The 21,832-nt window shown below is 69.1% G+C and carries 17 protein-coding genes; 12 read left to right on the top strand and 5 right to left on the bottom strand.

Translation table 11 applies throughout. The features are described from left to right. Positions 1-104 precede the first annotated feature (104 nt). Positions 105-1,406, bottom strand: coding sequence for a hypothetical protein (locus tag AMA02S_RS29180; RefSeq protein WP_067464256.1), 1,302 nt, complete (start codon positions 1,404-1,406; stop codon positions 105-107). Between the two features lie 251 nt (positions 1,407-1,657). Between AMA02S_RS29180 and AMA02S_RS29185 the strand changes: the two genes are divergently transcribed. The 3 genes from AMA02S_RS29185 to AMA02S_RS29195 are packed head-to-tail and all read left to right on the top strand — an operon-like array spanning position 1,658 to position 2,707. Beyond that, the gene (locus AMA02S_RS29185) at positions 1,658-1,990 is read left to right on the top strand and encodes a hypothetical protein (protein ID WP_067464259.1); all 333 of its coding nucleotides are present in this window, start codon (positions 1,658-1,660) and stop codon (positions 1,988-1,990) included. Beyond that, the gene (locus AMA02S_RS29190; protein WP_157430890.1) at positions 1,987-2,370 is read left to right on the top strand and encodes a hypothetical protein; all 384 of its coding nucleotides are present in this window, start codon (positions 1,987-1,989) and stop codon (positions 2,368-2,370) included. Before AMA02S_RS29185 ends, AMA02S_RS29190 begins: the two co-directional genes overlap by 4 nt. Continuing rightward, on the top strand, positions 2,360-2,707 hold the full coding sequence (locus tag AMA02S_RS29195) for a hypothetical protein (RefSeq protein WP_067464270.1): 348 nt from the start codon (positions 2,360-2,362) through the stop codon (positions 2,705-2,707). The genes AMA02S_RS29190 and AMA02S_RS29195 overlap by 11 nt, the downstream gene beginning before the upstream one ends. A gap of 261 nt (positions 2,708-2,968) precedes the next feature. Here AMA02S_RS29195 and AMA02S_RS29200 read toward each other — a convergent pair whose 3' ends face one another. Then, positions 2,969-3,313 carry a hypothetical protein gene (locus tag AMA02S_RS29200; RefSeq protein ID WP_067464274.1) on the bottom strand — a complete coding sequence of 115 codons (345 nt, stop codon included), beginning with the start codon at positions 3,311-3,313 and terminating at the stop codon, positions 2,969-2,971. Between the two features lie 245 nt (positions 3,314-3,558). On the opposite strand from AMA02S_RS29200, the gene AMA02S_RS29205 reads away from it, so the two are divergent. The 4 genes from AMA02S_RS29205 to AMA02S_RS29220 all read left to right on the top strand — a co-directional run bounded on the left by AMA02S_RS29205 (position 3,559) and on the right by AMA02S_RS29220 (position 9,821). Next, on the top strand, positions 3,559-4,737 hold the full coding sequence (locus AMA02S_RS29205; protein ID WP_157430891.1) for a sensor histidine kinase: 1,179 nt from the start codon (positions 3,559-3,561) through the stop codon (positions 4,735-4,737). After that, a complete protein-coding gene (locus AMA02S_RS29210) occupies positions 4,734-5,441 on the top strand; it encodes a response regulator (RefSeq protein ID WP_067464281.1) in 708 nt (235 codons plus the stop codon). The genes AMA02S_RS29205 and AMA02S_RS29210 overlap by 4 nt, the downstream gene beginning before the upstream one ends. A gap of 80 nt (positions 5,442-5,521) precedes the next feature. After that, the gene (locus AMA02S_RS29215; protein WP_067464289.1) at positions 5,522-6,718 is read left to right on the top strand and encodes a DUF418 domain-containing protein; all 1,197 of its coding nucleotides are present in this window, start codon (positions 5,522-5,524) and stop codon (positions 6,716-6,718) included. A 55-nt stretch (positions 6,719-6,773) separates the two neighbouring features. Beyond that, entirely contained in the window at positions 6,774-9,821 is a 3,048-nt protein-coding gene (locus tag AMA02S_RS29220; protein WP_067464292.1) for a glycosyl hydrolase, read from the top strand. Between the two features lie 158 nt (positions 9,822-9,979). On the opposite strand, the gene AMA02S_RS29225 is transcribed toward AMA02S_RS29220, so the two are convergent. After that, positions 9,980-10,813 (bottom strand): alpha/beta fold hydrolase, encoded by an 834-nt coding sequence (locus tag AMA02S_RS29225; protein ID WP_067464295.1) that lies wholly within the window; start codon positions 10,811-10,813, stop codon positions 9,980-9,982. A gap of 250 nt (positions 10,814-11,063) precedes the next feature. On the opposite strand from AMA02S_RS29225, the gene AMA02S_RS29230 reads away from it, so the two are divergent. The 5 genes from AMA02S_RS29230 to AMA02S_RS29245 all read left to right on the top strand — a co-directional run bounded on the left by AMA02S_RS29230 (position 11,064) and on the right by AMA02S_RS29245 (position 17,405). Continuing rightward, positions 11,064-11,330 carry a hypothetical protein gene (locus AMA02S_RS29230; protein WP_067464299.1) on the top strand — a complete coding sequence of 89 codons (267 nt, stop codon included), beginning with the start codon at positions 11,064-11,066 and terminating at the stop codon, positions 11,328-11,330. Between the two features lie 207 nt (positions 11,331-11,537). Further along, positions 11,538-12,161, top strand: a complete 624-nt coding sequence (locus tag AMA02S_RS40755) for an RNA polymerase sigma factor (RefSeq protein WP_157430893.1) — start codon at positions 11,538-11,540, stop codon at positions 12,159-12,161. Next, positions 12,158-14,143: a helix-turn-helix transcriptional regulator gene (locus AMA02S_RS43290; RefSeq protein WP_067464302.1), complete on the top strand. Its 1,986-nt coding sequence runs from the start codon at positions 12,158-12,160 to the stop codon at positions 14,141-14,143. Before AMA02S_RS40755 ends, AMA02S_RS43290 begins: the two co-directional genes overlap by 4 nt. 128 nt (positions 14,144-14,271) lie before the next feature. After that, on the top strand, positions 14,272-15,954 hold the full coding sequence (locus tag AMA02S_RS29240) for a serine/threonine-protein kinase (protein ID WP_067464305.1): 1,683 nt from the start codon (positions 14,272-14,274) through the stop codon (positions 15,952-15,954). A gap of 209 nt (positions 15,955-16,163) precedes the next feature. After that, entirely contained in the window at positions 16,164-17,405 is a 1,242-nt protein-coding gene (locus AMA02S_RS29245) for a serine hydrolase domain-containing protein (RefSeq protein WP_245667886.1), read from the top strand. Here AMA02S_RS29245 and AMA02S_RS29250 read toward each other — a convergent pair. Both AMA02S_RS29250 and AMA02S_RS29255 read right to left on the bottom strand, forming a co-directional pair. Beyond that, positions 17,393-20,536, bottom strand: coding sequence for an AfsR/SARP family transcriptional regulator (locus AMA02S_RS29250; protein ID WP_169806912.1), 3,144 nt, complete (start codon positions 20,534-20,536; stop codon positions 17,393-17,395). The two genes, AMA02S_RS29245 and AMA02S_RS29250, sit on opposite strands and share 13 nt — an antisense overlap. A 90-nt stretch (positions 20,537-20,626) precedes the next feature. After that, positions 20,627-21,445 (bottom strand): IclR family transcriptional regulator domain-containing protein, encoded by an 819-nt coding sequence (locus AMA02S_RS29255; RefSeq protein ID WP_067464313.1) that lies wholly within the window; start codon positions 21,443-21,445, stop codon positions 20,627-20,629. Between the last annotated feature and the right edge of the window lie 387 nt (positions 21,446-21,832).

Below are 21,832 nucleotides of genomic sequence, written 5' to 3' on the forward strand. Positions count from 1 at the left end.
CATACCGTCTCGTCGCTAGCCTCGCCCCGAAGCAGGGGTGACAACCCGGACACGTCGACGCCCCACCGGTCGCGATGATCGGCGGGGCGTCGACGTGTCAAGGGTCAGACCCCGGCTGTAAGCGCATGCAACTCCCGGACGGCTGGTCGGTCCCGCTGCTCGACCGGGACCGCACCCAGGACGTGCTTCGCCGTCTCGGTGATCATGTGACTCTTCTGGGCCGACGGTAGCGCGGCGAGGATCTCCGTCGCCTGCTGGGCGCCGCGGTCGATCCCACCGTTGACCACGGTGCACAGTGCCTCGTGAAGTCGGACGTTCACCGGGTACTGATAGCCACCACCAGCATTGGCCAGCATCCACTCACGTTCTTCGTCGGCCTTCTCCTCCCGTCCGGCGCCTGCATGAACCCAGCTCGCCGAGAAGTGCACTCGCCTCGCGCTCCACAGAGTCGGAAGGAGGCCCGGCTCGGTTCTGCCGCCGGGAAAGTCGGTGAGGACGTGCAGTGCTTCCTCGGCCTCGTTGTGCCTGCCTTGTAATGTGAGCGCCGTGGCTCGCGTCCCGGCAAGGTTGGCCTTCCAGTAGGCCGGCGTCATCCCGGGGAGCCGCTCGGCGGCGTCGGTCAGGTGTATAACGGTCGCCGGGTCGCGTTGCCCATAGAGCCCGAACTGTGCTTCGTCGCAGCGGATCATCAGGCGCAGATCCAGATCGCCCGTAGCGTCGGCGACCGTCTTGGCAGTCCGCCACCAATGGATGGCCCAGTGATCGCCGAGCCGGGAAAGTGCAGCGGCGAACAGCATGGAAAGCGCGGCCGCGATCCGATTCAGCTCCGTCCCTTCGCCGGGTACGGCGTTCTGTAGCTGACGCTGAACTGCGACCAGATCCACCATCAAACCGTCGCGGACCTGCGCAGGCGGGCGGGTCAGGAGTGCGTGCTGGTGGTCTGAGAGTGTCAGGTGCCAGCCATCGAGGTCACGGGGTTCGGTGTTGAAGGCGAGGGCGAGTAGCTGACGGACCGGTTCCCCTGTCACGCCGAACGCGTTAGCGCTGATCCCCAGCGCGGCGAGTTGCAGTAATACGCGACGCTCCATGTTGTCCTCCCACAGGAGTGGAGGTGCCTGGATGTCCACGCTAGCGCCCGGTATGACCGATGCGTTCTCGGTGCCGAACAGTTCCTCGCGGGGGATGCCGTAGACGATGGCGTAAGCCCTGGCCCACGCGACAGGAAACGTGTGCCCCTTTTCGTGTCGGGTGATCTGTGCGGCGAGGCTCTTGACCTTGTCGCCGGGGTGCTCGTTGATGTTGATCGCCTCGCGTAACCGGCGGGCGGCCTCGAAGGGACCCCACCCGCGCGCCTCACGCTCGGCCTGGAGACGAACCGCCCATGCCGGACGCTGCTGGTCGGTCATGACGCACCCTTCGTCGCGAAGACGGGGATATCGGTGAGGCAACACCCCATGGCTACAAGCCATTGTGGGCGTTCCGTGACGCACTGTGCAGGGGTTTCACTCAGTGATGCGGGGCCACGCGCCAACCGCTGAAAGTTCCCGGGTGGTCCGACGCAGCCACCATCGGCGCGTGGTCCCGCCCAGAGACAAGGCGACCCCGGACGCGGTGTTAGGAGCACCGGCCGAGGTCTAACCGGAAACGGAGTCCGGCTATGGAGAAGGGTAACGAACTACGCGGAACGGCCGCCGGTGACCGGTTCGATGGCACCGAACATCGGCACGCGTACCCGAAGCTCTACGACCTGATGACCACCTTGCAGGGGCGCGGCTTCGCCGTGGAACTGCGGGCAAGCCCGCTGGCCATCATCGTGACGCGCCCGGACGATCCCACGGGCGCGGTTCAGACGATCACGTGCAAGCCGCGCGTCATCGACCAGGAGCGGATGTGGTTCCTCGATGAGGCCAACGGGGAGCCGATCGCCGAGGCAGAGGACATTATCGGCGCCGCCGTCATCGTCAGCGGCAACCTGTTCCCGGCGCCATGAGCGCGGGAGACGCCGTGTCCTATCTCGGCTTGCTCGCACGGGCCCTGATCAGCGAGGGATGGACGGTGCATCCCCGCTACGACCGGGACCCGGCACTGTTGCACGTGCGGTGTCCCAGCCTTCCCATGGTCGGGGAGAGCGTCCTCGTCGAGGCGGGCGAGGGTGGGGTGCCCTGGTTCGTCGGCTCGACCGGTGACCGGCTCACCCCCTGCCATGACCTCCCCGGGGCGGTCGCGACGATCGGCGCGCGGCTCACACCGCACGCCCTGGCGGAGGCCATCGAACGACTGGCCTGCCCCGCACGGCGGGACGCACCCCCGCGCTTTCCCGTCCGGTGTCTCCAGACCCGGCAGACCCGGCTCAGGCGGCATGATGGCTGAACTCGACGTTCTCAAGGTCGAGCCGTTCGGGCCGTTGGACGCGCTGTATGCCGCCGTCCGACGATGCGCTCCGCAGGTGGCCGTAACGCGCGCTCGCGTCTCGGAGGAGTACGGCATCCCCAAGCTCGGGACGGTCGGTGTGCTGGAACTGCGGTTGCACGTGTCCTATCGGGGCCGTCAGGCGCGGCGGATCCGCTGGGATGGCGAGGCCGATGCCTATGTGTGGGCGTCCGGTCCGGACTACCGGGTGCAGTTGCCCGCCGATCCGGAGCAGGCCGCGATGTGGGTGGGCAGGGCACTTGGCGCGCCGGTGGCCCCGGCCCCTTCCGGGGGGTAGAGCGGGGGTGGCGCCGCTGGGACCGACCGCTGCGGACAGCCGCGCCACTCCTTCCAACGCCACGACCCCTGGGAGTCCCTTGCGCGGGGCGCCGGGGGTCGTGGCCCTACTGGTCCGGTTCTTCGACCCGCAGCCGGTACCGGGCGGACGTGCCGCGCGGAGCAGGCAGCACACGCGTCGGATCGGCTTCGCGCAGCGCACGAAACGAACACGCACTTCGTAGCCATGTGAACGGACCTTAGGTTGGCGATATAGGTCGTTTCACATCTCCAGAATCTCTCTGCGGGTGTCGGGTGCATCACCGAACCGCACGGGCTGCGCCTGTGGCCCGGTGCCGTGATCGGCTAACTCTGTGGAGCTGATGGTCAATTCGTAGTGGGCCCAGATCATCGCGGCGCCGACCAGCCGACGGGCCGTGGCGTGAATGAGGTAGACGTCCGGCGGGGCGGTGGCGATGAGCAGAGTGAGGGCGCCGCGCTCCAGGTTGACCGCGGTGGGGCTCGTCGGCCAGAGGGCCACGCGGATGTGCCGATCGTCGACCACGCGGAGGTCTTCGTCGGCCGGCCGGCAGGCTCGGGGGCGGCCGTCGGCATCACAGGTGATCATGGCGAGGGGGTGTCGGCGTCCCGGGGCGTTCATGATCGCTCTGACGGGAGCCGGGAGGACATCGGGAGAGGGGGTCATCGCATGCTCGCCTTCCTCGGGTGGAGCTGCCCGTGGGAACATGTGTTCGATACTATCGAACGGAGAGCGCGTTCGCATCACCGGGCTCCGAGGTCGTCGTAGCCTCGCGTGCCCTGTAGATCAACTGATCCAGGGCACGTTCATCAGGACGCAATTAGCCTGTGGGCATGGGGGAGTATCGCTTCCCGCATGGCCGTCGGGCCGATGCGGCTGTCGCTGCCATGGCGTTCGCCGTGGATCTGGCCGACCTGCTGGTTCGTGCGGTCGGCCCTGTGCCTTCGTACCGGATTCTTGTGGCGGCGGGCGCGCTGACCGTCGCGGCCGCGACGTTGATGGTGCGGCGGCGGCGGCCGATGGTGACGCTTGTCGTCGTGGTCGTCGCCGACGTGGTGCTGGGGTTGCTCGCCGGGCCGCAGAGCGGCTTCATCGGCACGGTGTCACTCGTCGCCCTCTACAACGCCGGGCGGTACCTGCCGGCCGCGCAGGGGTGGGTGGCCGGCGGCGCTGCGGTCCTGCTGCTGGCTGTTCCGGTCGCCGTTCGGGCGGGTGTGGAGGATCTGGGGCCGGACGCCCTCACGAACTTCCTGGTGGTCGTTGTGGGGCAGTTGGCGGGGGCACGGGAGGAGTTGACGCGTCGCCATCGTGCGCAGGCGGTCGAGGGGGCGGTGCATACCGAACGGCGCCGGATCGCACGTGAGCTGCACGATGTCGTGGCGCACCACATCAGCGTCATGAACGCGCTGGTCGGCGCCGCCCGCACGACGATGACACACGATCCGGGGAGTTCCCGGGAGGCGTTGGAGGCGGCGGAGCGGACGGCTCGGGAGGCGATGTTCGAGATGCGGCAGATGCTGGCGGTGCTGCGGGCCGAAGACGTCGGCATCGTCGACGTCGGCGAGTCGGCGACGGCCGAGGGGGTGGACGAGTTGGTGCGGCGGGCCGGGGAGACGGGGATGCGGGCCGGACTGGAGGTGTTCGGCGACTCGCGTCCGTTGCCGTCGGCGGTCGATCGTGCCATCTACCGCGTGACGCAAGAGGCCCTGACCAACGTTCGCAAGTACGCGGACGGGGCCACCACGACGGTTCACCTGCGATACGCGCCGGACGCGGTGAGCGTGGAAATCGTCGATGACGGTCCACCGCGGGGTTCGCCCGCCGCTGAGCCAGGGCCGTCCGATGGGGGATACGGGCTGGTGGGAATGGCCGAACGGGTGGCTCTCTGCGGCGGGACGATGCAGGCCGCGCCTCGTCCGGAGGGAGGGTTCCGCGTGGCGGCGCACATTCCGCTGCTGGTGCCGACGGCGAATCGTGGGTTCGGCCTCGATGCGGTAGACCACCTGCCATGATTCGGGTCCTGATCGCGGACGACCAAGCCCTGATACGGGTGGCGTTCCGGATGATCGTGGGTGCGCAGCCGGATATGGAGGTCGCCGGCGAGGCCGCCGACGGAGCGGTCGCGGTCGCGCTGGCTCGGCGGCTGCGGCCCGATGTGGTGCTCATGGACGTTCGGATGCCGGAGCTGGACGGTATCCAGGCGACCCGGCGGATCGTCGAGGTTCTGCCGCACGTCCGTGTGCTCGCCCTGAGCACCTTCGATCTGGACGAGCATGTCGTGGCCGCACTCCGAGCCGGCGCGTCGGGGTTTCTGCCGTTGGACGTCTCCCCTGAGGAACTCACCGAGGCGATCCGGATCGTCCATCGGGGGGACTCGGCGGTGGCACCGCGCCTGCTGACCTATCTGATCGGGACCTTCATCCAGACGTCACGGCCTCGGCATGCCATCGTGCCGCCCAGTCTCGCGGGCCTGAGCGCGCGTGAACTGGACATTCTCGTCCTCATTGCCCGCGGAATGTCCAATACCGGCATCGCCGGGACGCTGAGCATCGCCGAGTCCACGGTGAAGAACCACGTGACGAGTTTGTTCGGCAAGCTGAAAATCAGGGATCGCGCGCAGGCAGTCATTGCCGCCTACGAGGCGGGATTGGTCACGCCGGGCGCAGCCGCGGCCGAAGGCACAGGAACGGCACCGGCTGCTCTACCCGAGGACTAGGAGCCAGGTCCTACCCCGGCGCGTGGAGGTCGTCGGGCGGGGCGAGGCGATGCCGAAATCGCGAGGTTACGGTCTTTTTCATGGACATCGCGATGACTACGCCGGACCCGTCAATCAGCGCCGCGCCGCGCCGCATCGCCATCCTGGACGTGCTCCGCGGCTTCGCGCTCTTCGGCATCCTGATCGCCAATGTCATGGTCGTTTCGACGTTATTGACATTGGTGGGCGACGGTGATGATCTCCTGCTTTTCGACAGCGCGACCGACAGGGCCGTGCTGGCGGCGACGGATGTGCTGTTTCTGGGAAAGTTCTTTCTGCTCTTCTCCTTCCTCTTCGGTTACTCGTTCACGCTTCAGATCGAGGCGGCCGGTCGGGCCGGGGTCGCGGCCGTTCCGCGTCTGTTGCGCAGGTGCGGTGTGCTGTTCGCCATCGGCCTCGTCCATGCCTTTTTCCTGTGGTTCGGCGACATTCTCACCTTGTACGCGGTCTTGTGTTTGCTTCTGATCCTGCTGCGGAGGTTGCGACCGCTCACCGCCGCGGTCCTCGGCTGCGGGCTTCTCGTCGCGACCTCCCTGCTGGCCCTGGTGCCGAGCGACGGCAGCGGCCCGGACCTGGAGTTCCTCGACTTCGCCTGGGCCCATGAGGCCTACACCGGCAATCCGCTGGACACCCTCGGAGCACAGCTCACGCTTGCCCCGAAGTTCATGGGCGTCATCTGGACGGGGCAGGGGCCGCAGGCGTTCGGCATGTTCCTGCTCGGGCTGGCCGCGGGCAAGGTGCGTCTGCTGGAGAGCGGGCCGCGCCTGTCGCCGTGGCTCGTCCGCCTGCAGTGGATCGGCCTGCTGGCGGGTGGCTCGATGGCGATCTGGATGTTCGTCGGCACGGACGATGGTGAGCTGCCCGCCATCGGCGGCGCGCTCCAGACTCTCACCAACCCGCTGGTCACCTTCGCCTACGCCGTCACGATCGTGCGGCTCGCCGGCCGCGGCGGCACGTCTCGGCTGGCCGCCGCGCTGGCGCCCGCGGGACGGATGGCGGCGACGAACTACATCGCCCAGTCAGTGGTGTTCGCCGTCGTCTACACGGGCTACGGGTTCGCCCTCGTCGACCGCGTGCCGCCCCTCGGGGTCGTCGCCATCGCGGTGGTGACCTACATCCTCCAACTCGTCGCGAGTGCCTGGTGGCTGAAGCGGCACCCCTACGGACCCGTGGAGTGGGTCATGCGCGCCGTCACGAACGCGAAGATCCCGGTCTGGCGCTTGCCCCGTGATGGGTGAGCCGCGCTGGACGCACACCTTTGACGACTTTGGCTCGACTGTGAGGAGACGGCAGATGACCACCGACCGGACCGCCGCCGGCCTGGATCGACGCAAGTTCCTCGGTGGCTTCGGAGCACTCGGCGCGGCCCTGGCGCTGCCCGCCGGTGATGCGCTCGCCCTGACCAGCACCAGCGCGCCCGCGCCCGCGTCGCCCTCCGTAGGTCTGGCGGAGGCGTTCCGAGATCCCGGCCCGCGGCTCCGGCCTCGGTTCACCTGGTGGTGGCCCGGCCCGGCGGTGAAGGACGCCGAACTCCGCGCCGAGGTCAGGGAGATGGTGGAGGCAGGCTTCGGCGGGGCGCAGTTCTTCGAGGCCCCCGGCCTTGCCCACCCGCCGCACGACCGGCGGCCTCCCGAGCGGTTCCAGTGGGGCACCCCCCACTGGAACCGCCGAGTGGAGACGGCCCTGCGGGAGGCGCGGCACCACGACTTCCGCATCGACTTCCAGGTGAGCTCGGGCTGGCCGTGGAGCAGCCCTGCCGTGTCCGGCGAGCACGCCGCCCTTGCACAACAGCAACTCGTGTTCGGTCATCAGGAGGTGGCCGGACCGTCCAGGTTCAACGGTGTTCCGCCCCGTCCCGCTGACATGGACCGGCGAGACGCGCGGCTGGTCGCCGCCGTCGCCGCCCGGCTTCAGACCAAGGCGATCCTGGACCCGAAGCACATCACCGACCTGACACCGTTCCTGGACGGGCAGGGCAGGGTGCACTGGACGGTGCCCGAGGGGAGATGGGCCGTGTTCGGGTTCTGGCAAGTGCCCACCGGCCAGAAGTCGAACGACAGCACGAGCCCGAACGACCCGTTGGTCCTGGACCAGCTCAACGCCGAGGCCACCAGGGCGGCGACCGCCGACCTCGACCGGCGTCTCCTCGACCGCCTCGGGCCACTGGCCGCCGAGGTGGCCGATCGCTTCCACGAGGACTCGCTGGAGTTCCAGTTCACCGGCCTGCTGTGGACGGGCCGATTCCTAGAGGAGTTCCGCGCGCGCAGAGGCTATGACCTGACCGTCCACCTCCCGGCGCTGGCCGTGGTCAGCTGGCACTCCGACGATTTCGAAGCCAGCAGGCAGGTCTACGACTTCGCCGGCAGCGCCGGACAGCGCGTCCGGCACGACTACAACGAGACGCTGACGGAGCTGTGGATAGAGAACCATGTGCGCCCGGCGCGCACGTGGGCCCAAGGCCACGGCCTTGACTTCCAGGGGCGCGCGCACAACCTGAGCATGGACATCGTCGCGGTCAACAAGGCGTACGCGGCTCCGGACGCCGACCCGTTCGACGGCCCGATCGGCATCACGCGAATGATCACCTCGGGTGGCCGCCTGGCCGGGAACGAGATCGCCTCCCTGGAGATCGGGGACATCACCTACGGCGACTACATGATCACCCTTGAGGCGTTGAAGTACATGGCCGACAAGGGCTTCGTCGGCGGGGCGAACGAGCAGGTCTTCCACGGATTCCCCTACAGGTTCGCGAACGGCGCGGGCTGGCCGTCGTGGTGGCCGTGGTCTTCCGAGTACGACCTGGGTGGACGGGACTACGGGTTCGGTGAAGGCTTCACGCCGGCACTCCCACTGTGGCGGCACCTCCGGCCGTTCGCCGACTACCTCGCCAGGGCACAGACGGTGCTCCGGGCGGGCCGTCCGGTCACCGACATCGCCATCTACCGTGACATCCACGGATACGGCCGCGTCGAGGACCCGCGTACGGACGAGCGCGGCGATCCACTGCTGAACGCGGCCCTGGCCGCCTCCGGGTACAGCTTCGACATCGTCGATCCGGGCACCCTCGCCCAGGAGGAGACGGTGGTGCGGGACCAACGGCTGGTGGTCCAGGCACCGGGATACAGCGCGCTGGTCGTGGAGTTGGACGCGTCCAAGAATCAGGGTGTGGTCGACAACAGCGACGCCATGTCCGTGTCCGTGGCGCAGCGGCTGGTGTCGTTCGCGCGTGACGGCCTGCCGATCGTGTTCGTCGGCCGTTTCCCCGACCGGGGCGTGAGCCACCGCGACCCCGCGCGGGAGGACACGGCGGTGCGTGCGGCCGTGGCGGATCTCCGGCGCTCGCCACGGGTCCGGCTGGTGGACGGGGAGGCCGCCGTCCCGGCCGCGCTCGCGCAACTCGGTGTCCGGCCTGACCTGTCGTTCGACCGTCCACAGCAGGTGTACGGCGTGCACCGGCGGACCGCCACGGGCGACTACTGGTTCCTGTGCAACACCTCGGGCGCCTTGGACGAGAGCATCCGCCTTGTCGGCGGCACGACTGCGCGTTTCACGGCCTCGTTCGCGGTGGGGGACCGGGCTCCCGACCTCTGGGACCTGTGGACCGGCGAGATTCGCGGGTTGGGCTGCTTCCGGGTCGCCGACGGGCGGGTCGCGGTGCCGGTCGAGCTGGCCCCGGGGGAGACCGTGGTGATCGGCTTCGAGCGCCCGATCGGGTCACACGTCGAGCTCACCACGGCCGAGGCGGTCATCGTCCGCGGGGACGGTCTGCGCCTGCGCTCGACCCGGGCGGGTGCCGCGTCCGCCCGGCTGGCCGACGGGCGAACGGCGATGGTGGACTTCGGGCGGCTCCCGACGCCGCTGGAGCCGGCGGGCTGGACGTTGCGCGTGGAGGGCGCGGTCCCGAGCGGGAAGGACCGCCACGAGCTCCGGCTCGGACGGCTGGCGGACTGGCGGGCCATCCCCCGGCTGCGGGAGACGTCGGGAACGGGCACCTACCGGACGACGGTCAGGCTCGACGGAAGCTGGACCGGGGAGGGCCGTGGCGCCTACCTCGAACTCGGCCGGGTCGAGGGCGGCGTCCAGGTCCGGGTCAACGGGCGGCGCGTCCACCCGGCGAGCGTGGCCCCGCCCCGGATCGATGTCGGGCCCTTCCTGCGACCGGGCCGGAACACGATCGAGGTCGAGGTCACCACCACGCTCAGGAACCGGCTCACCGCGCTCGCCGAGCAAGGGAAGCCCGGCTACTCCCGCTTTCTGAAGCGTCCCGTCAAGACGCAGCCCTACGGGCTGATCGGTCCGGTGCGGCTCGTCCCCTACGCCGAGCGCGGTGTGGAGGCGTGAACCGCCGGCCAGGTCAGGTGCAGAGAGCCTGGTTGAGCAGGGCGTTCAGCGAACGGATGGTGATGAGGTCGGCCTCCCGATCGCCGCCCGAGCAGGTGAGGTTGATCGAGACGGCGACGCTGCGCTTTCCGACGGCCGTGACGCCGTCCGGGTCGTCTTCAGCGCCGGCTCAGAACTGTGCGCAGCGGGACGACGAACCGGTTCGGTTCCTCGGCGAAACCGGTGTGGTCGCCGGGGAACATCGTGGGCTCGATGCCCAGCGCCGCGGCGAGCGCCCTGGAGGTGCGGTCGCACTCCTGCCCGGTCGAGTCCTCGCCGATACCGATCACGAGGCGGATCGTGGTCGAGCGAAGAGCGTCCAGGTCGGGGCGCCAATGGGTGGTCGCGCGAAGTTCGTGGGCGAACCAGCGGCGTTCGTCGGCGACCTGCTGCGGATCGCGTTCGCCGCCGAACATGTGCTCCAGCGCGCCTTCGGGCACCTCGATGTCGGCATGCGCCATGAACTTGGTCCAGGCGCCGACGACGTCGCCGGACAGGTAGGTGGCGATGACGTCGTCGGTCTGCGCGTAGATCTGGTCGCGGTCGTCGAGCAGGTCGACCACCGGCGGCTCGTGAGCGATGACGGTGTGGACCAGGTCGGGACGGGTCTGGGCAAGAGCCAGCGCTGTCACGGCGCCGCCGCTGGACCCCAGGACCGCGGCCGGTCCCGCGTCCAGATGGGTCAGCAGCCGGGAGAGATCGTCGGCGCGTAGCTGGGGCGTCGAGTCCTGGCCGGGGTCGTCGAGGGTGCTGCGTTTGATTCCGCGGGGGTCGGTGGTGAGCACCGTATGGTCGTCGGCGAGCAGGTCGGCCAACGGTGCGAAGGAGTCGGCGTCCATGGGCGCGCCGACGAGCGCCACCAGCGGTCCCTGGCCGCGCAGCTCATAGTGCAGGCGTGCGCCGGGGACCCGGAGGGTCTGGACTGCCGCGGGGGTGGTTGAGGCGGAGGACATCGGTTTCTCCTCGAAGAGTGCTGTATCTCCTGTGAACTGAACTGAACTGTACAGGACAGTTGCTTCTGTACTCAAGAGTTCAGTTGTAGGTAGTGCATCACAGAGAAGGAGCCGGGCCGGCCGGTTGATCGACCAAACGGGCGAGCGGTTGCGTGCCCGTCGCCCCCGCCGACCTGGGGATTTCACGTCTGCGTCAGGCCAGGGACCTAGTTGGTGTCGAGTCGGCTAGGTCCTGCTGGAGGAAGAAGCCATGGAGCCTGCGATGCCCTACACCCCGGAGCCGTCGGATCCTGACGACCAGGGCTCGCCCACGCCGGAGCCGCGGGAGGAGCATCACCCCGGTGGTGGCCCGCCACGCGGCACTCCGCAGGGCGGCCGCGGCTTCGAACCCCAGCATGTGTTCATCAGCGTCATGCTGGCCGTCGTGGGTGCCTACACCACGACGAAGTCGATCACGGTGGTGGTGATCGCCGCGGTGATCGCCCTTCTGGTGACGGCGGTGATGAAACGGCGGTGAGGCAGGCGTAGCGCCGTGACGAGCCCGGTGCCGACCCCGACAGGTTCGGCGCCGGGCATCCTTGCGCCGGCCCGGGTACCCGACCCGCCAGACCTCCGACTCAAAGAATCTTCAGATCGGTTTTCACGTCCGGGCCCTCCCAACCCCCTAGTCCATGAGACCAGGGAAGGAGGGCTCCCATGAGCCCGACGGACGGGAGGGACGTACGTGCACAACGGCGAGGCCACTTCCCCGGCCACGTCCTCCGGTGTGAAGGCACGTCCGACCACACTTCCGGACTGGTTCGAGCAGTTCGGTCACGGGGAGCTACGAAGGTTGATCAAGGCAGCGATGGCAGCCGGCGCTTCCAGCCATGACGCGCAGGACGCTGTTTCCCAGGTCCTTGCCGACATGGTCGCCCGCGCCCGGCGAGGAGAAAGGATAGATCACCCCACAGCCTATGCGCGTCGCGCCGTGATCAACGCGGTCAAGTATCAGGCGCAGCGCGAGAGAAACCTGATTCAGAGATTGGTCAGCAACGGTTACTGCCTCCGCGAGGGCGCCGATGACGACACCCTGTCGCGCCTGGAGAACGCGCAGACGATCGAAGAAGCCCTGCGCCGGCTACCACCGGCTCAGCGTGAGGTTCTCGGATGGGTGATAAAGGGCCTGTCCCCGGTAGAGATCGCAGAGCGAACGAACAAGACACCTGATACGGTCCGGCAGAATTTAAGGCACGCGCGCAGAACGCTCCGCTCCCAATTGCAGAAAGTTCCTTCCAACCCGCCAAGCCCCTTGCCTGACCAGCCCAGCACCTCGGCTACAGACGACAGGGGGGAGGAGTCCCGGTGAATGATGACGTGAACGAGTACTGGAACGACGAGGTCGGCACTTCCCATCAACTGCACGACCCCGTCTCGGCAGATGACCCCGCGGCCGAGCTGGCACGGGAACTGGCCGGCTACATGGATGAGATCGATCGGGTCGTCGACGAGCAGATAAGCGACACGGATCTCGACGCGATGCTGGCGCAGATCATCCAGGCGGCCACCCCGTTCCCCGAGACATCGCCCCCGGAATCGTCCTCGACCGCGAAGACAAAGTCCACCGTTCCAAGAGACGACGCGTACACCGACTGCGCCGAAGGGGTTTATGTCGCCCTGTCCCAGCCGGCGGCCCCTTCGCCCGTCGACCTGACGAAGCGCGTGGGCGTCGGCCCACTCCAGGCTCACGAAATCGACTCGGCCGTCACCGAGGCGGTGGAGGAGTACGTGAGCCTTGCGCTGGCCGGAGCATCTGACAGGGTCGGCACGGTCCTCCAGGAGACCGAAAGGCTGTACAGGGACGCGCTCGGCAAGGCCGAGGAAATGCGGTCCGACTTCCAGCGACAGCTGACAGAAGCCGGCCGGGCCTGCGCGGCGGCTGAAGAGAGGGCTCGTCAGGCGGAGCAGGCCACGGATCGTCTCGGAGCGCTCATCACCTCCTTGAGCGAACAGGTCCGAACGTTGACGCATCAGGTTCAGGTGATGCGTGTCCAAGCGGAGTCCAGTGCCGCGGCCCGCCCATCACCCGAGGAACCCAGGGAATCGGTCTGGGGCGAATGGAATGCTCCATCGACGAGATCTCCCTATGTGCGACCGGTCGGCAATTCCCCGAAGAACCCGTCCGATGCCGCGCAGAGGTCGATAGGGATGATCTTCGACGGGACGTACACCTACGGCGAGGGAGCCCTGACGGGTCCGTCGCTTCCAGGTGCCGTCGGCCGGCACCGACGCGGCATCAACCGTTCGAGAGGCAGGCGCTCCTCCTCCTCGGCGGTGCAGGGGGAGCCGGTATTCGGGGAGCCCAGCGAAACCGACGTGTTCCTGGGAGAACGCCGGCATCGCAGGGCGAAGGGTGCCAGAACCAGGCTGCTCACCACCGGGCCGGTCGCAGGCGAGGTGGACTTCAACCGTTTCCCCCCGGGAAACTGCAGCATCCTCACCGCCGACATCGCCGATTTCTCCCGAAGGGGTACATCCGAGCAAGAAGGAGCACGTCGGGCGCTGTACCTGTGCCTGCGCAAGGCACTGGAAATGGCTCTGATCTCCTGGGATGCGTGCTACCACGAGGACCGAGGCGACGGCCTGCTGTTGGCTATCCCGCCTTCGATCCCGGGACGTCGTATCCTTGACCAGGTATTCCCGGGCCTCGGCAGCGAAGTACGCCGATACAACCTGACGGTTCGCGAACATTCCCGCATCCGGGTGCGCCTGGGTGGCCATCTCGGCCCCGAGTGGGACGCGATGAGCGACATACCAGACGAGGCGATCGCGCTGGTGAGCGTCCTCATGAAATCGGCCGAACCCAGCCAGGGCGCCGCCACCGGCTCGTCTCCCGTCAGCTTCATGGCCTCCGATCTCTTCTTCCATCACATCGTGCCCTGGGAACTCCAGGCGGAGTTCAAGCACATAGAACTCGGAACCGGTGACAATGGTCCACTCATCGGATGGAGGTATGCTCCGACATCGCAAGGCGAGAACGCCGTATCCCCCAGAGAAGTAGGTCCTGCCCGGCATTCACCGACCTCTCTCACGGCCGCCCAGATCCGGATACTCGACGCCATCGCCTCAGGTGTGCCCGTCCCCCAGGCCGCGGCACAGTTGGAACTCACCCCCGGCGGTCTTCGCCGGGAGGTGCGTTCGATCTGCGATCATCTCCAGGTGAGAACACCGATAGAGGCTGTCGTGTGGGCGGTACGCCGCAACCTCTTGGGAACGAACGCCGGCCTGGGGACCAGCGAATTGGAGAGGGATTTGCTCGATCAAACGCAAACCCGCTGCGACATCGCTTGACACCTTGTCCGGCTTCGTTCGTGCGGTTCCACCAGGTGAGTGCGGTCACCGAGTCGTGGGCTTCCTTGGTGTCACCGAGCGGAATGAGGCGACGCCGCTGCCGCGTAGCCTCGTGAGGGAGACTGACGGTGGGCGATTGGCGGATCGCTGGCTTCACGGAAGTCCGCGAACTGGGCTCGGGATCTCAGGGACGGGTCGTCCTGGCCCGCCGCGAGGACACCGGCACACCGGTGGCGATCAAATACCTGACTCGCCAGGCGGAAGACGAAAGGGCTCGCCTGCGTGATGAGGCGGTCATGCTGGGCCGGATCCGTGACCCCCATGTCGCCCGGCTCTACAGCCTGGTGGAAGGCGAGCACGGCACGGCGATCGTCATGGAGGCGGTCGAGGGCGTCTCGCTGAAGCGGATCCTGGCCGAGCACGGCGCGCTGGCCCCCGAGGCCGCGCTGACCGTGCTCAAAGGATCGTTGCTCGGGCTTGCCGCGGCGCATGCCGTCGGCGTGATCCATCGCGACTACAAACCCGCCAACATCGTCGTCCGGGCGGACGGGCTCAGCAAGCTGATCGACTTCGGGGTGGCGACGCCGGTGGGGCGGCGGTCCCGATCCGGCACGCCGTTCTACATGGCACCCGAACAGTGGCGGGGGGAGCCGGCCACCCCGGCCACCGACGTCTACGCCGCCGCCTGCGTGTTCTTCGAGTGCATCACCGGTCGCCGTCCCTACCCGGTGTCCGCCTCATCAGCGCTGATGGGGCAGCACCTCACCGCGCCCGTCCCGCTGGAGGGAGTGCCCGAGCCACTCCACCCCCTTCTCACGCGCGGAATGGCCAAGAACGCCGCCCACCGTCCGGCAGGTGCCCGAGACCTGGTCGCCGAGCTGGAGGAGGTCGCCGCCGCGGCCTACGGTGCGGATTGGGAGCGGCGCGGCGTCCACGCGCTGGCCGGCGGGGCCGTCGCGCTCGCCGCGGTCTTCCCGCTGGTCGCCTCCGGGCTCTCCGCCGGGACGGCCGCGGTGGGTGTGACGAGCGTTCTGGGGGCCAAAGCCACCGCGGTCGCTGTAGGCGCAGCCGTGGCCATCACCGCGGGTGGCGCCTACGTGGCCGCCAATCGCGATGAGGCACCCGGGAGCACCGGTGACGCGGTGACCTTCAAACTGACCTCCGCGACCTACAAGACCCGCCTGACGGAGGCGACGACGCAGTACGTCACCGTGGACGGGATTCGCGACTCCGCCAAGGAGACCAGGATCAACACGATCCTGAGGAACTCGGCCGACGGCCTGGTCCGCCGATGGTCGGACGAGAGCTCGAAGTACGGCCTGCATCCCAGCGGCCAGCGCTGGCTGGCCGCCGCGACCGCGACCCTCGGCGCGCGAGGGCCCAGCCTCCTGTCCGTTTACGACGAACTGACCAGCCCCCAGACGACCAGCGGCTACATCAGTGGCCTGGTCGTCGCCGTGGACCTGACCGAGGGACGGCGGCTCGGGCCCCGGGACCTCCTGCTGCCCTCCGCCTTCACCACGGCCGGGCTCCGCGCTCTGGCCAGGGAGATCACTCGGGGCGATCCCGACGGGAAGATCCCCGACGGCTCCATCTGCTTCGGGGCCCGGCCTCTCGCGGCCACGGACCTGACCCGCGAGTGGCTGGGCCTGCTGCCGACGGCCCGCGGCATGACCTTCGTCATCACCGAGATCTCCGGATTGGACTGCGACGGAACCGAGCGGGGAAGGCAGTTCACGGTGCCCTACGCACGCCTGCGATCGTTTGTGCGGCCCGACGTCATCGAACGCGCCACGACCACTCGTCCCTGACGTGGGCCGAGCGTGTTCAGCACAGGTCGGAGGGCACGACGTCCGGCGTATTCGGCGGGATCTGTTCCGTTGGTGCCGCATCGGCAGACGGCTGACAGCGCGCTGGGAGTGGTTTGTGAGCGGCGGGGTGGAGGGTGAGGACGTTCCCGTCGTCAATCACTAGGGGGTATGGGTTGATGCCCAGACGTGTTCTCTCGTCGGATCGTGCGGTGCGGCCACGGTGGACACGCACGGTCGTGGCCTCGGCGCTGGCGGTGGCCGCGGCGTTCCCGGTCGCCGCGGCGGCCGCACCGTCCGCGTCTCAGAGCGGTGCCGGCGAGCAGCGCGCTCAGCTGCGGCAGCTGGCGCGGACGCTGGTGGACGCCGGTGCACCCGGCGTGCTCGTGCGAGTGGACGACGGCCGCGGCCGGCCGGTCGAGATCGCCGAACAGGCCGCCTGGAGCCGACGTGATCACCTGCTCGGGGTGGGGGACGAGTTCCGGGTGGCGTCCAACACCAAGACCATGATGGCCACGCTCGTCCTGCAACTGGTCGCCGAGGGCAAGCTCGACCTGACCGACCCGGTGGAGAAATGGCTGCCGGGGAAGGTGCCCAACGGCGAGGCGATCACGCTGCGCATGCTGCTGAACCACACCAGCGGACTGTTCGACTACACCGAGGACCCCGTGCTTCGGCCGTCGCTCCTCGGCAGGAGTCAGCGACGGTGGACCTCGGCCGACCTGCTCGCCGTGGGGGTGAAGCACGATCCGCTGTTCGCGCCGGGCGCGAAATGGTCGTACAGCAACACCAACTACGCCGCGATCGGCGCCGTCGTGGAGCAGGTCACCGGGACGAGTCTGGACGTGGTGCTCCGGGATCGGATCGCCCGGCCGCTCGACCTCAGGCATACCTACTTCGCCACCGACTCCACCTGGCGCGGCCCTCACGCCCACGGCTACGAACCCGATGCCGCGCACCTGCCACCGGGCGTGCCGCCCGAGTTCCGGGATATCGCCGGTGTGCACCGCCATGGTCATGTGGACGTCTCCGACAACGACCCCGGATGGGGCGGGGCGGCCGGGGCGGTGGTATCCACCACGCGGGACTGGTCCCGGTTCTACACCGCGTTGATGTCCGGCAAGCTGCTGCCGCCCGCGCAACTCGCCCAGATGCGCACGACCGTGCCGGTGGATCCGCACCAGCCGGACGGGCCCGGCTACGGCCTGGGCATCCAGACCGGTCCCAGCGCGTGCGGCACTTTCTGGGGTCACGACGGCGGTATGCCCGGTTACCTCAGCGTCAACATCACCGACCGCACCGGCGGCCGCACGGCGACCATGCTCGTCTCGACGGAGTCCTGGGCCGAGTTCGGTGCCGACCCGAAGATGACCGAGGCTGCCCAGTCACTCCAGAAGGCTCTGATCTGCTCGATGTTCGGCAAACCCGTGCCGGCCGCGGCTCACGCGGGCTGACCGTCACGGCCGTCCCCGGGTGCGGTGATGATCGCGGACACCAGGTCTTCGGCCTCGGTCCGTGACATCGCCGCACCCGCGGCGTGCGCGGCCGCGAACGCCGCGCCGCCCAGGGCGGACGTGGCCCGCCGCGTGATCATCGGGACGTCGGTGTCCCCGAAGTCGTCCCACCCCCGCAGGACGGTGGCGGCCCCGAGCAGCCGTCCCGCCCGCTCCGGACGATCGCGGGACACCTCGATCGCCGCGACCACGACCGTGATCGCGGCCGCGACCGGTGTGTGCCAGGTCAGCGTCAGGTGCACCGCCGGGTGGTCGAGCCGGCGTACCGCCTCGTCCGGACGACCTTCCGCGACGTCCACCTGGGCGAGCACGGCCAGCAGCAGCGCGGCCAGATACGGGGGCGACCGGTAGGTCACCGCCTCGGCCAGGCCGGCGCGCGCGTGGTCACGGGCCGGCCCCGGCCGCCCGGCTCGCCATTCCAACCGCGCCAGGCCCAGGTACACCTGGGCCTGGGATTCCGCCGATCCGGTTCGCTTGACCTGGTCGAGGAGGTCCATCAGCTGCCGCCGTCCGGCGTCGGCGTCGCCGTCCTGAGCCCGGTGCAGCGCGGCGGCCACCTCGTTCTCCATCGAGTGCTCGGGCATGCCGAGTTCCCGGAAGTACTGGGTGGCCCGCTCGGCCAGCGCGGGCGCACCGGCCGGTTCGCCGGCCCGCCGCGTCGCCGCATGGAGGGTGCTCAGCGTGATCGCCAGGCCCCAGCGTTCCCCGACCTCCTCAAAGCCGGTCAGCGCGCGCGACAGCAGGCGCGTCGCCTCGGTGGCGTGTCCGGTGTTCATGGCCAGCACGCCTCGAACCAGCAGGACCAACGACCGGCTCCAAGGATCCGCCCGCTCGTCCGGGACACCGAGCATGTCCGGCGCGATTCGATCGCCCGAACCTATGGCGAGCACCAACCAGGCCATTTCCAGAATGGGGTGGGTGCCGGGGGCGGCGTTCTCCAGCGCCTTCCTGATCTGATCTAGCGTTGCCTGCGCTTCGTCCGGTCGGCTGATGGTCTCGGTCGTCGCGAGCGCATGCGCGACCGCCACCAGCGCGCGCGCCCGCGGCTCGGTCGAGCCGCGGGTCTGGAGCACCCGGCCGAGCAGGTCCAGCGACTCCGGCGGGTGGTCACGCAGGAACCAGAACCAGCACAGTGCGGTACCGAACCGGACCGCCAGGTCGCCGTGACCGGACTCGACCGCCCAGCGGATCGCCGCCGACAGGTTGTCCCGTTCCGTGGACAGGCGGACCAGCCAGCGGAGTTGTCCGGACGTGCGCAGGTACGGGTCAGCGGTCTCGGCCAGGTGGAGGAAGAACTCGGCGTGCCGTGCGCGGACGAGGTCGACCTCGCCTCGCCCGGCCAGTTGATCGAGCCCGTACTCCCGGACGGTCTCCAGCACGCGGTAGCGCGGCTCGATCGGGTCGGCAGGCTCCACCGGGTGCAACAGGGACTTGTCGACCAACGCCATGAGTAGTTCCCGGACGTCGCTCGACCGGCCGATCGCCTCCGCCGCGTCCTCGGTGAAGGAGCCGGGCACGACCGACAGCCGCTCCAGCAGCGTCCGCTCGTCGGTGTCGAGCAGATCCCAGCTCCAGCCCACCGCGGCGCTCAAGGTCCGGTGGCGGGGCAGGGCGGTGCGGCTGCCGCCGGTGAGCAGCCGGAACCGGTCGTCCAGGCGTGCCGCGACCACCTCGACCGGCAGGGCGCGCAACCGTGCCGCGGCCAGCTCGATAGCCAGCGGCAGCCCGTCCAGGCGGTGGCAGATCTCGATCGCCGCCGTCAGCGCGTCACCTTCCAGAGCGAAGCCCGGCCGCACCGCGGCAGCCCGGTCGTGGAACAGCCGGACCGCCGCGCAGTCGCGGGACCGCTCCGCCGGCGCCCCCGGCTCGGGCAGTTCCAGCGGGAGCACCGGGTGCAGCGTCTCGCCATCGATCCGCAACGGTTCCCGGCTGGTGGCGAGCACCCGCAGCCCCGGGCACCGGCCGAGCAGGGCACCGGCGAGCGTGGCGGCGGCCTCGATCACGTGTTCGCAATTGTCCAGCACCAGCACCAGGTCGTCGTCCGCGAGCGTCTCGGCCAGGTGGTCCAGGACTCCCGCCGGGGTGACGGGCACGCTCTCCTTGCGTGCCCGCACCAGGTCGAGCACCACGCGGGGCACGTCGTCCGCGCCGACCGGGGCCAGCGAGACGAACCACACCCCATCGGACGGCGAGAGCTGCCGGCCGATGGTGCTGGCCAGCCGGGTCTTGCCCGCTCCTCCGGGACCGACCAGGGTGACCAGCCGAACGCGGTCGAACAGCCCGACCACACGGCGGACTTCGTCGTCGCGTCCCACGAAGCTGGTGAGCGGAACCTCCAGATTGCCGTGTGATCGGCGGGTTCGGGGGAGCTCACCACGTAGCACCGCGAGGTGGGCCTGCTGGAGTTGCGGTCCGGGATCGCTGCCGAAGTCGTCCGCCAACAGAACGCGGATCCGCTGGTAGGCGGCCAGTGCCTCGGCGCCGCGGCCGTTCAGCGCCAGGGCTCGGATCAGCTGGGCGTGCAGCCGTTCGCGGAGCGGATGCGCGGCGGCCAGCGACTCCAGCTCGGCGACCAGATCGAGATCGGCGCCCAGCGCGAGTTCGGCCTCGACCCGGTCCTCCAGGGCGGCCAACCGGGCCCGGTCGAGTCGTTCGGCCTCGGCGGCGGCGAACGGCGCCTCGCGCACGTCCGCCAGAGCGGGCCCGCGCCACAGGTTCAGCGCCTCGCGCAAGGTGGCGGAGGCCTCGGCGGATCGGGACTGCTCGAGCATGCGCCGCCCCGCGCGGGCCAGCCGCTCGAACCGGACGGCGTCGACCGCTTCCGGCTCGACGGCCAGCCGGTACCCGTCGGGACCCGAGGTCAGCAGCCCGGGGTCGTTCAGGACGCGCCGCAACCGGGACACCAGGGAGTGCAGCGCGTGCAGATGCTCGTCCGGTGTCTCGCCCCACAGCGCCTCGACCAAGGTCCCCGGCTGGACGGCATGTCCGGCGTCCAGCGCGAGCCGGGCCAGCAACGCGCGCAGCCGTGCGCCCCCGACCCGTGCCGGGCCGGTGGCGGTGTCCAGGACCAAGGAACCGAGAATGCCGACGCGCACCGTATGCCCCCGTTACACGCCGACCATGACGCCGCTCCGTCCGATTCTATGAGCGAGTTCTCCGCACTAGCGCGGGGTCGAGCGTGTCGAGACCAGCTCTTGGGGCGTGTTCCGCATGAGGGTGTAGTTGCGGCCGATCTCGCTCGCCGCGAGCAGGACGAGCGGAAGGTATTCCTCTGTCATCTTCTGGTGCGTGACCTCTGCCGCGATGGCGCTCAGGTTCACCGCCGCGATCACCTCGCCGTCACCGTCCCGGATCGGCGCGGCGATCGAACACACTCCCGGGGACATCTCCTCATTGGTCGCGGCCCACCCTCGTGACCTGATCTCGCGCAGATCGTCCTCCAGGAGCTCGATCGGCTGCTCCCGAAACGCCGGAACCGAGGACGTGGACGGTGTCGCCAGGGCGTGCGCGAGGTCGTCCGGTGCCAGCGAGGAGAGCAGCATCTTCCCCAGTGCGGTGCTTCGGGCGGGGAATCGTGTTCCGACGGTGATGGTCGTGGCGACGACCTTCGGGACCGCGGCGCGTGCCACGTAGATGATGTCCGCTCCGTCGAGCTGCGCGACCGACGCCGCCTGGTTGGTGGCGATGACCAGCTCCCGGAGATGGGGCTGGGCGATCTCCCAGAGGCCGGCCGAGAGCGTGTAGGCGACGCCGAGTTCGAGGACGCGCGGGGTGAGCAGGAAACCGGCCGGCGTCGATCGTACGTACCCGAGTTGCTCAAGGGTCAGCAGGATCCTGCGCGCCGTCGCGCGGGCCAGTCCGGTCTCGCCCGCGACCTCCGTCAGCGACATCGCGCGCTGATGAGAGCCGAACGCCTTGATGACATCGAGGCCGCGGGCCAGCGCTTCCACGAAGTCGGGGCTGGTCTTGTCGCGCGACATAGGAACCTCTCCAGTACGTCTGAACACACCCGATGGCAACCGTATAGCGCACAACTGTACGGCAGAAGCAGATCGGGGTTGAGGTGCAGGTAGAACGCTCGAATCCCTTGACAGTGGTGACGGGAGCCACATAGCTTCGACCGCACTGCGCACAGAACGCCGCTGTGCGAACAAGAGATCAACGATGGGGAGTGGCGACGGCGACGGGCGCGCCGCCGCCGACGGCGGCTGCCCGCTGGCTCGACCTGCTTCGCGATGACGACCTCGTCCTTGGTGGAGACTCCTTCAGCGCGGTGACCCCGCGCCCCTGAGAGCCTCCTCCGATCTCATTCACCCCGAGTCCGGCATGTCCGGGTTTCACCTGCGACCGACCTCGCGGTCAGCGAG

The organism is Actinomadura macra NBRC 14102, assembly GCF_001552215.1.
Classification (GTDB): Bacteria; Actinomycetota; Actinomycetes; order Streptosporangiales; family Streptosporangiaceae; genus Spirillospora; species Spirillospora macra.

What these genes read in the sequence shown, in the direction of transcription:
- AMA02S_RS29225 (WP_067464295.1), bottom strand. Translation starts at nt 10,813, where the DNA reads ATGTCCTCCGCCTCAACCACCCCCGCGGCAGTCCAGACCCTCCGGGTC.
- AMA02S_RS29200 (WP_067464274.1), bottom strand. Translation starts at nt 3,313, where the DNA reads ATGATCACCTGTGATGCCGACGGCCGCCCCCGAGCCTGCCGGCCGGCC.
- AMA02S_RS29230 (WP_067464299.1), top strand. Translation starts at nt 11,064, where the DNA reads ATGGAGCCTGCGATGCCCTACACCCCGGAGCCGTCGGATCCTGACGAC.
- AMA02S_RS29205 (WP_157430891.1), top strand. Translation starts at nt 3,559, where the DNA reads ATGGGGGAGTATCGCTTCCCGCATGGCCGTCGGGCCGATGCGGCTGTC.
- AMA02S_RS29255 (WP_067464313.1), bottom strand. Translation starts at nt 21,445, where the DNA reads ATGTCGCGCGACAAGACCAGCCCCGACTTCGTGGAAGCGCTGGCCCGC.
- AMA02S_RS29195 (WP_067464270.1), top strand. Translation starts at nt 2,360, where the DNA reads ATGATGGCTGAACTCGACGTTCTCAAGGTCGAGCCGTTCGGGCCGTTG.
- AMA02S_RS29210 (WP_067464281.1), top strand. Translation starts at nt 4,734, where the DNA reads ATGATTCGGGTCCTGATCGCGGACGACCAAGCCCTGATACGGGTGGCG.
- AMA02S_RS29220 (WP_067464292.1), top strand. Translation starts at nt 6,774, where the DNA reads ATGACCACCGACCGGACCGCCGCCGGCCTGGATCGACGCAAGTTCCTC.
- AMA02S_RS29190 (WP_157430890.1), top strand. Translation starts at nt 1,987, where the DNA reads ATGAGCGCGGGAGACGCCGTGTCCTATCTCGGCTTGCTCGCACGGGCC.
- AMA02S_RS29185 (WP_067464259.1), top strand. Translation starts at nt 1,658, where the DNA reads ATGGAGAAGGGTAACGAACTACGCGGAACGGCCGCCGGTGACCGGTTC.
- AMA02S_RS29180 (WP_067464256.1), bottom strand. Translation starts at nt 1,406, where the DNA reads ATGACCGACCAGCAGCGTCCGGCATGGGCGGTTCGTCTCCAGGCCGAG.
- AMA02S_RS29215 (WP_067464289.1), top strand. Translation starts at nt 5,522, where the DNA reads ATGGACATCGCGATGACTACGCCGGACCCGTCAATCAGCGCCGCGCCG.